The following is a 9203-nucleotide window of genomic DNA, read 5'->3' as shown; positions in this document are numbered from 1 at the left end:
TACCACCGGGCACGCGTCGCCGACGGGAGCGTCCGGCCCTCCATGGCCGCGGACGTCGGCCTCGACGCCGTGGGCGTCACCCTGGGGGGAGGTCTGGGCCGTGCCCGGCACCCCGGCCCCGGTTGGCGGCGGCTGCGCTGGGCGGAGCTCGCCCGGCGGACCGGCGACCCGGTGGTGCCCGACGGGCAGCTGCCGTCCTACCGCTGCTTCCCCTCGGCCACGAAGGACGGCAGCTGGCCGCTGGGCACGATCCCGCCGACCGAGGGAAGCCTGGACCGCGAGACCTGGAACCGGCTGGTCGCCGTCCTCGTCCGGCACAGCCCGGCGGGGCCGGACACCCGCTGCCTGGCCTACTACAGCCCGCTGACGCTCGGAGCCACCGACTTCGACAACCTGCACGTGCGTGAAGGCCGGCTCGGCGACGCCGGGATCCTGTACGACCACTCCGAGGCGGACTTCAGCCCGTCCAACCTCTGGGCCGCCGACCGCTCCTGGGTCCTGTGCACCGACTACGACCTGTGGGGCACCAAGGTCGCCGGTCGCCCGGCCCTCGTCGGGGCGTTGCTGAACGACTCCGGGATCGAGGCTGTCCGTCTGCCCTGGGCACACTGACGACCAGCCTTCCCGGCTCCCTGCCCCGACCGTGAAACGCGTGCGGCCGCCGCAGGGCGGGATGGGGGGCAGGCCGGTCGTGTGCGGGGCGGCGGCGCCGGGCAGGCCGAAGCCCGGCGCCCCGTGACGGGGGCCGGGCTTGGCGGGGCGGGGAGGGACGTCAGGCCGCGTGGACGACGTCCTTCTCCTCGGCGAAGTGGCACGCGGACTCGTGCGCCGCCGGGGTGTCCTGCCCCTTGAACCGCTCGGGGACCGCCAGCAGCGGCACCTCCTGCGCGCACTTGTCCTGCGCCTTCCAGCACCGCGTCCGGAACCGGCAACCCGACGGCGGGTTGGCCGGCGACGGCACGTCACCGGTGAGGATGATCCGCTCACGGTTCTCGCGGGCAGCCGGGTCCGGGACCGGGACCGCCGACAGCAGCGCCTGGGTGTAGGGGTGCGTCGGGTGGTCGTAGATCTGCGCGTCGGTGCCGATCTCGGCCATCTTGCCGAGGTACATCACGCCGACCCGGTCGGAGATGTGCCGCACGATGGACAGGTCGTGCGCGATGAAGACGTAGGAGAGGTTGAACTCGTCCTGCAGCTTCTCCATCAGGTTGATGACCTGGGCCTGCACCGACACGTCGAGCGCGGAGACCGGCTCGTCGCAGATGATGATCTCCGGGTTGAGCGCGAGGCCGCGGGCGATGCCGATGCGCTGGCGCTGGCCGCCGGAGAACTGGTGCGGGTAGCGGTTGATGTACTCCGGGTTCAGGCCGACGACGTCGAGGAGATCCTGGACCTTCCGCCGGCGCTCGCCCTTGGGGGCGACCTCGGGGTGGATGTCGAAGGTCTCGCCGATGATGTCGCCCACCGTCATGCGGGGGTTGAGCGAGGTGTAGGGGTCCTGGAACACCATCTGGATGTTCCGGCGGACCGCCTTCAGCGCGCGCCCGGACAGCTTGGTGACGTCCTGGCCCTTGTAGAAGATCTGGCCCGAGGTGGCCGTCTCCAGGTGCATCAGGAGCTTGGCCACGGTGGACTTGCCGCAGCCGGACTCACCCACGATGCCCAGCGTCTCGCCCTGGTACAGGTCGAAGGAGATGCCGTCGACGGCCTTGACCGCGCCGACCTGCTTCTTGAAGAGGATGCCCTGGGTCAGCGGGAAGTGCTTGACCAGGTTGCGCACCTGCAGAATCGGTTCACCGCGGTCCACCGGCGCCTCGAGGGCCGCGATGGCGGCCGTCTCGGAGGCGGCGTCGACGACGTCGACCTCCGTGACGTTCGGAGTGGCGTCCACGGGCTCTGCGGGCTCGTTCTTCTTGCTGAGCTCAGCCATGGAGCGTCTCCTTCCAGTAGTGGCAGGCCGAACCGCGGCCGGCCAGGTCGGCGCCGTCCCGCTCGGTGACCGGGAACAGGGCCGGGACCTCGCTGCGGCACAGGTCGGTGGCCTGCGGGCAGCGCGGGTTGAAGGCGCAGCCGGTGGGGATACGGGTCAGGTTGGGCGGCAGGCCCTTGATCGCGTACAGCTCCTGGCCCTTGCGGTCCAGGCGCGGGATCGACTCGAGCAGGCCCTTGGTGTAGGGGTGCGCGGGCCGCTTGTACAGCTCGTGCACCGGGGCCGTCTCGACGATCCGGCCCGCGTACATCACCGCGATCTTGTCCGCGACGTCGGCGACCACGCCGAGGTCGTGGGTGATCAGGATCAGGCCCATGTTGTACTCGCGCTGGAGCTCGGCGAGCAGGTCCATGACCTGTGCCTGCACGGTCACGTCGAGGGCCGTGGTGGGCTCGTCGGCGATGATCAGGTCCGGCTCCAGGGCCAGCGCCATGGCGATCATGATGCGCTGGCGCATGCCGCCGGAGAACTGGTGCGGGTAGTCGTCCACGCGCTGGGCGGCGGCGGGGATCTTCACCCGGTCCATCAGCTCGATGGCCTTGGCCCGGGCCTCCTTCTTGGACATGCCGCGGTGGACCCGGAACATCTCGCCGAGCTGGAAGCCCACGGAGTAGACCGGGTTCAGCGAGGAGAGTGCGTCCTGGAAGATCATCGCGACCTTGGCGCCGCGGATCCTCCGCCGCTCCTCGCCCGACATCTTGAGCATGTCCTGTCCCTTGAACAGGATCTCGCCCTTGGGGATGCGGCCGGGGGGCATGTCCAGGATGCCCATGATCGCCTGAGCGGTCACGGACTTGCCGGAGCCGGACTCGCCGAGCACGGCCAGCGTCTCGCCGGCGTCGACGGTGTAGTTGACACCGTTGACCGCCTTGGCCACGCCGTCCCGGGTGTGGAACTCCACGTGCAGGTCACGGACCTCCAGGAGCGGAGCCCCGGAGTCGTCGGCGCCCTGGGGCACCGGAGCCTCGTCGATGAGAGTCATGTTGTGTACGCCTCCCTCAGCGCAGCTTCGGGTCGAGGGCGTTGCGCACCGCATCGCCGAACATCAGGAAGGACAGCACCGTGATGGAGACCAGCACGGACGGCATGATCAGCACGAAGGGCGCGTTGCGGATCGAGCGGAAGGCACCGGCGACGTCCACGCCCCAGGAGACCAGCGGCTCCTGGAGGCCCACGCCCAGGAAGGACAGGGTGGCCTCGGTCGCGATGTAACCGCCGAGCGCGGTGGTGGCCACCACGATGATCGGGGCCAGCGCGTTCGGCAGGACGTGCCGGGTCAGGATCCGGAAGGTGGAGGCGCCCAGGGCCTTCGCCGCGAGGATGTAGTCCGCCTGCTTGACCTGGATCGCGGCACCGCGCGCGACGCGCGCCATCGAGGTCCAGCCGAGGAACGAGATCGCCAGGATGACGACCCAGACGCTGCGCTTCTCGAAGCTGGTCAGGACGACCAGCGCGCCCAGCAGGAACGGGATGCCGAAGAAGATGTCCGTGAGGCGGGACAGCAGGGTGTCGAGGAGGCCGCCGAAGTAGCCGGCGAGCATGCCTATCAGGGTGCCCAGGAAGGTCACGATCAGGGTGACCAGGACGCCGACCTGGATGGAGGCGCGGGCGCCGTAGATCACACGGTTGTAGACCGAGCGGCCCTGGATGTCGTAGCCGAACCACTCCGGCTGGAACACCGCGCCCCATTCGGGCTTGCGCAGGTAGTTGTTGGCGAGGTCCGCCTCGGTGGGCGAACCGTCGGTCCACAGGCTCGGGAAGAACGCCATGGAGAGCAGCACCAGGATCAGCACCGCGGAGGCGATGAAGAGCGGGCTGCGGCGCAGGTCGTGCCAGGCGTCGGACCAGAGGCTGCGCGGCTTGCCGGTGCCGGCGCCCTTCACCGGGGCGGCCTCGGCCTTCACCGGCTCGGAGGTCTCTTTGACGGCGGTGTTCTCAGGCATACCGGATCCTCGGGTCCAGGACCGCGTACAGCAGGTCGACGAGCAGGCTGGCGATCAGGTAGACCATCACGATGAGGCTGACGATGCCCACCACGGTCGAGCCCTCACGGCGCTGCAGGGCCTCGAAGACCGTCAGGCCGATGCCGTGGATGTTGAAGATGCCCTCGGTGACGACGGCGCCCGCCAGCAGGGTGCCGAGGTCCGCGCCGAGGTAGGTGACGACCGGGATCATCGAGTTGCGCACCAGGTGCACACCCACCACGCGGCGGCGGGGCAGACCCTTGGCGACGGCCGTGCGGATGTAGTCGGACCGCAGGTTCTCCACGACCGACGTACGGGTCAGGCGCGCCACGTAGGCCAGGGACAGTGCCGCCAGGACGGCCGCCGGCATCAGCAGCTCGTGCCAGTTCTCCTCCAGCGACACGTTGGGTTCGACCCACCCGAGCTGGAACGCGAAGAACGTCTGGGTCAGACGGCCCAGCACGAACGACGGGATGGACACCAGCAGCAGCGTGATGAACAGCAGGACGCGGTCCTGGACGCTGTTGGGCTTCAGACCGGCGATGACTCCCATGCCGATGCCGACGACGGCGGTGAAGACCAGGGCGAAGACCGCGAGCTGCGCGGTGACCGGCCATGCCTCGGCGATGACGTCGGCGACCGGACGGCGCGAAGCGATCTGGGTGCCGAAGTCACCCTGGAACAGGCCCGTCAGGTAGTTCCAGTACTGCACCAGGATCGGCTGGTCCAGGCCCAGGTCGGCCTTCAGCTTGGCGATCTGTGTCGGGTCGGCGGCCTTCTCGCCTGCGAGCGCGCGCACCGGGTCGCCGGGCAGCGCGTACATCATCAGGAAGACCAGCAGCGTGGACCCGATAAAGACGGGGATCATCTGGAGCAGTCGTCTGGCGACATAGTGCCCCATGGGTGCCTCCATGGTCAGAGATCGAAAAGAGGGCCCCACGCCGAAAGGGCCCTGGTGAGGGCCGGTTCGGAGCGAGCCCCGCGCGCCCGGCACCCGGAGGGGGTGAACGCTCCGCGTGCCGGGACGGTCGTGCAGGGTGTGGCCGGGGGCCTCAGAGGCCCCCGGCACCGGGTCACTTGACGGTGACGTCGTACAGCTTGTACTGGCCGTGCCAGTCGACGTTCACGTTGTCGACCTCTTCGCCGTGACCGCCGTTCATCTCGTAGAACCACAGCGGGATGGACGGCATGTGGTTGACGAGCTCCTTCTCGACCTCCTGGTACGCCGCGACGTACTCCTCGAGGGTCTTGGAGGCGTCCGCCTTGTTCATGGCGTCGTCGAGCTTCTTGTCCTCGAAGTGACCGTTGTTGGACTCGGCCTTCGAGTGGTAGAGCTCCTTGATGAAGTTGCCGTTCAGCGGGTAGTCGCCCACCCAGCCACCGCGGTAGAACGACTTGACCTGGTCGTTGTCACGAGCCTCGAGGTCGGTGGCGAAGTCCGGCTTGGCGTCGCCCTCGCACTCCACACCGGTGGCCTTGGTGATGGAGTTGCAGACCGCGGTCACCCACTCCTTGTGGCCACCGTCGGTGTTGTACTGGATGAAGATCTTGTTGCCCGGGACGCCGCCGCCGTCCTCGATGAGCTGCTTGGCCTTGGCCGCGTCGAACGTGAAGACGTCGGTGTCCAGCGTCTGCTTGCCCTGCGCGCCCGGGGCGACGAAGCCGTCGGCCGGGGTGCGGGTGCCCTGGAGGACCGTCTTGGTGATGGTCTCGCGGTCGATCGCCATCGACAGGCCCTGGAGGACCTTGACGTCGATGTCCTTGAAGGACTTCGAGTAGAAGGCCGGGGTCAGCGTCTGGACGGCCGCGTAGGACTGGCTGATGGCGCGGTCGCCGAGGTCGGACTCGTAGTTGGCGAGGTCCGTCGGGCCGACCTGGTCGATGATGTCCAGGTTGCCGGACATCAGGTCCTGGTAGGCGGCCTCGGGGGTCTCGTACGTCTTGTACTCGACACCGGCGTTCTTCGCCTTGTTGGCGCCCTTGTACTCGGCGTAGGCCTTGACCTTGATGACCTTGTTGTGGTCCCACTTCTCGAACTCGTAGGGACCGTTGCCGATCGGCTTCTCGCTGAACGCCTTCGGGTCCTTGAAGAACGCCTCGGGGAGCGGGGCGAAGGTGGAGTAACCGATCTTGTACTGGTAGAAGGGCATGGCCTCCTTCAGCTCGATCGTGAAGGTGGTGTCGTCGACGACCTTCAGGCCGGACATGGTGTCCGCCTTGGCCTTCGCGCCCTCCTTCGCCGGGTGCACGTCGTCGTAGCCGGCGATGTCACCGAACCAGAACGAGTTCTGCTGGACGTTGTCGACGTGGGCGGACCAGTTCCACGCGTCCACGTAGGACTTCGCGGTGACGGGGGTGCCGTCGTGGAACTTCCAGCCCTCCTTCAGCTTGACCGTCCAGAGCTTCGAGTCCTCGGTGGTGACCGACTCGGCGTTCAGGTACTCGATGCCGCCCTTGTCGTCGAAGGTCAGCAGACCGGCGAAGACGGCGTCGACGATGTAGGAGCCGTTGGACTCGTTGGTGTCCGAGGGGATGATGCCCTTCTGCGGCTCACCGACGTTGATCGACACGTACCGCTTGCTGTCGCCGGCGGTGGCCTTGTCGTCCTTCTCGCCGGAGCTGCAGGCCGTGGCGGCCAGGGCGACGACGATGGCTCCCGCCAGCCACTTGGCGCTCTTAGCACCGCGCATTGGGGGTCCTCCTCATGAGTCCAATGTGGGTCAACCGTGGGTGTCACGACATGGCCGGAAAGACCTGTTGGCCGTACCGGTCGAAATGCCGCGCCCCCGCGCTCGTGAGTCGGCGCCGTTCGCAGCACGTGCCCCGTTCACCCGAGCTATCTACGCGCCTAACTATCTGCCATCCACATCGGACCGAACCACACCCAAGAGGTTGCGGTTCGATCACACCTGGGGCGTACTTCTTCCAAAATCCGGACAAACAACCTGCTGATAGATCACTGCGAAACGGACTTGTTACACATCTATCGGTCGGAGGCGTCCGCATTCCAGACACCGCGGTCCGCCGCGAGGGCACCGGGAGAGCACCGGGAGACCGGAAACGGCCGGAGCCGGGCGCTTCCTGTGGAAGGAAGGCCCGGCTCCGGTTCGAGCGGGTGGCTGACGGCCGCCGTGCGCGGCCGCCGTGGCTCAGGAGTGCTTGGCGCGGGAGGCCGTGCGCGCGCGGTCACGCTGGTCGAGGACGACCTTGCGGATGCGGGCGGCCTCCGGGGTCACCTCGACGCACTCGTCGTCGCGGCAGAACTCCAGGGCCTGCTCCAGCGACAGCTTGCGCGGCGGCACCAGGGACTCGGTCACGTCGGCGGTCGAGGACCGCATGTTCGTGAGCTTCTTCTCCTTGGTGATGTTGACGTCCATGTCGTCGGAGCGGGAGTTCTCGCCGACGATCATGCCCTCGTACACCTCGGTGCCCGGCTCCACGAAGAGCACGCCGCGCTCCTGGAGGTTGGTCATCGCGAAGGCGGTGACGGCGCCGGAGCGGTCGGCGACCAGCGAACCGTTGTTGCGCGTGGTCAGCGTGCCGAACCAGGGCTCGTGGCCCTCGTGGATGGAGTGGGCGATGCCGGTGCCGCGGGTCTGCGTCAGGAACTCCGTGCGGAAGCCGATCAGGCCGCGGGAGGGGACGACGAACTCCAGGCGGACCCAGCCGGAGCCGTGGTTGGACATGTTGTCCATCCGGCCCTTGCGGACGCCCATGAGCTGGGTGACGGCGCCCATGTGCTCCTCGGGCACGTCGACGGTCAGGCGCTCGACGGGCTCGTGGACCTTGCCGTCGATCTCCCGGGTGACCACCTGCGGCTTGCCGACGGTCAGCTCGTAGCCCTCACGGCGCATCTGCTCGACCAGGATGGCCAGCGCCAGCTCGCCGCGGCCCTGCACCTCCCAGGCGTCGGGGCGCTCGGTGTCCAGGACGCGGAGCGAGACGTTGCCGATGAGCTCGCGGTCGAGGCGGTCCTTGACCTGGCGGGCGGTGACCTTGCGGTCCTTGACGGCCGCCTTGTTGTCGGCGCCCTTGCCGGTGGCGCCGCGGCCGACCAGCGGGGAGGTGTTGGTGCCGATGACCATCGAGATGGCCGGCTCGTCCACCTGGATCAGCGGCAGGGCGACCGCGTTCTCCGGGTCGGCCAGGGTCTCGCCGATGGTGATGTCGGGGATGCCCGCGACGGCGCAGATGTCGCCGGGGCCGGCCACCTCGGCCGGCTTGCGGGTGAGCGCCTCGGTCATCAGCAGCTCGCTGATGCGCACGTTCGTCACGGAGCCGTCGCGCTTCATCCAGGCCACGGTCTGGCCCTTGCGCAGCTCGCCGTTCATCACGCGCAGCAGCGCGATGCGGCCGAGGAAGTTGTCGGCGTCCAGGTTGGTGACGTGCGCCTGGAGGGGGGCGCCCTCGTCGTACGTCGGCGCCGGGATGTGCTCCAGGATGGTGGAGAAGAACGGCTCCAGGTTGGTGCTGTCCTCGGGGACCGTGCCGTCGGCGGGCTTGGTCAGCGAGGCGACGCCGTCACGGCCGCAGGCGTAGACGATCGGGAACTCGATCTGGTCCTCGTCGGCGTCCAGGTCGAGGAACAGGTCGTACGTCTCGTTGACGACCTCGTCGATGCGGGCGTCGGGGCGGTCCGTCTTGTTGATGCACAGGATGACGGGCTTGCGGGCCTGGAGGGCCTTGCGCAGCACGAAGCGGGTCTGCGGCAGCGGGCCCTCGGAGGCGTCCACGAGGAGGACGACACCGTCCACCATCGACAGACCGCGCTCGACCTCGCCGCCGAAGTCGGCGTGGCCGGGGGTGTCGATGATGTTGATGGTGATGGGCTCCCCGCCGTCCTTGGGGTGGTACTTCACCGCCGTGTTCTTGGCGAGGATCGTGATGCCCTTCTCACGCTCCAGGTCGTTCGAGTCCATGACGCGGTCGTCGACGGACTCCAGCTGGTGCGCGGCGAAGGCGCCGGCCTGCTTGAGCATGGCATCGACGATGGTCGTCTTGCCGTGGTCGACGTGGGCGACGATGGCGACGTTGCGGATGTCGTGGCGCGTGGCCATAGTGCGACTAACTCCCGGGAGTGTGAGGTGGCCGACGCGCGCCTCGGTGGGTGGCGCGGGGCCTTCTGCCGGGCGGTTACATGCCACGGCCTTACCCCATCGTACGGGGGTGAGGCCGGTTTTCCCGCCGCGGGGAGTCTTCCTCCAGGTCAGACCCCCTTTACTCCTCCCGCCGACCCTGCGATCACCCCC

Annotated in this window: 7 protein-coding genes; 1 reads left to right on the top strand and 6 read right to left on the bottom strand. The window is 68.4% G+C overall.

The annotated features are described in order from the left end of the window. Positions 1–612 (top strand): hypothetical protein (locus HW445_RS10090; RefSeq protein WP_180220690.1); only part of this gene is annotated, 612 nt, incomplete at its 5' end. 160 nt (positions 613–772) lie between these two features. Here HW445_RS10090 and HW445_RS10085 read toward each other — a convergent pair. From HW445_RS10085 to typA, 6 genes are all read right to left on the bottom strand, one after another. Next, positions 773–1930, bottom strand: coding sequence for an ABC transporter ATP-binding protein (locus HW445_RS10085; RefSeq protein WP_180220689.1), 1158 nt, complete (start codon positions 1928–1930; stop codon positions 773–775). Beyond that, positions 1923–2972 (bottom strand): ABC transporter ATP-binding protein, encoded by a 1050-nt coding sequence (locus HW445_RS10080; RefSeq protein ID WP_180220688.1) that lies wholly within the window; start codon positions 2970–2972, stop codon positions 1923–1925. Before HW445_RS10080 ends, HW445_RS10085 begins: the two co-directional genes overlap by 8 nt. A gap of 16 nt (positions 2973–2988) precedes the next feature. Then, a complete protein-coding gene (locus tag HW445_RS10075; RefSeq protein WP_180220687.1) occupies positions 2989–3933 on the bottom strand; it encodes an ABC transporter permease in 945 nt (314 codons plus the stop codon). Continuing rightward, on the bottom strand, positions 3926–4855 hold the full coding sequence (locus tag HW445_RS10070) for an ABC transporter permease (protein WP_180220686.1): 930 nt from the start codon (positions 4853–4855) through the stop codon (positions 3926–3928). Before HW445_RS10070 ends, HW445_RS10075 begins: the two co-directional genes overlap by 8 nt. A gap of 172 nt (positions 4856–5027) precedes the next feature. Next, positions 5028–6644, bottom strand: coding sequence for an ABC transporter substrate-binding protein (locus tag HW445_RS10065; protein ID WP_180220685.1), 1617 nt, complete (start codon positions 6642–6644; stop codon positions 5028–5030). Positions 6645–7103: 459 nt separating this feature from the next. Next, positions 7104–9011 carry a translational GTPase TypA gene (gene typA / locus HW445_RS10060; protein ID WP_180220684.1) on the bottom strand — a complete coding sequence of 636 codons (1908 nt, stop codon included), beginning with the start codon at positions 9009–9011 and terminating at the stop codon, positions 7104–7106. Between the last annotated feature and the right edge of the window lie 192 nt (positions 9012–9203).

Source organism: Streptomyces sp. UH6 (assembly GCF_013421635.1).
GTDB lineage: Bacteria > Actinomycetota > Actinomycetes > Streptomycetales > Streptomycetaceae > Streptomyces > Streptomyces abyssomicinicus.
This window is presented reverse-complemented; position numbering and strand designations above follow the sequence as displayed.

Excerpts from the sequence above, each read along its gene's own strand:
- HW445_RS10085 (WP_180220689.1), bottom strand. The coding sequence starts at position 1,930 with ATGGCTGAGCTCAGCAAGAAGAACGAGCCCGCAGAGCCCGTGGACGCC.
- HW445_RS10080 (WP_180220688.1), bottom strand. The coding sequence starts at position 2,972 with ATGACTCTCATCGACGAGGCTCCGGTGCCCCAGGGCGCCGACGACTCC.
- HW445_RS10075 (WP_180220687.1), bottom strand. The coding sequence starts at position 3,933 with ATGCCTGAGAACACCGCCGTCAAAGAGACCTCCGAGCCGGTGAAGGCC.
- HW445_RS10070 (WP_180220686.1), bottom strand. The coding sequence starts at position 4,855 with ATGGGGCACTATGTCGCCAGACGACTGCTCCAGATGATCCCCGTCTTT.
- HW445_RS10065 (WP_180220685.1), bottom strand. The coding sequence starts at position 6,644 with ATGCGCGGTGCTAAGAGCGCCAAGTGGCTGGCGGGAGCCATCGTCGTC.
- typA (WP_180220684.1), bottom strand. The coding sequence starts at position 9,011 with ATGGCCACGCGCCACGACATCCGCAACGTCGCCATCGTCGCCCACGTC.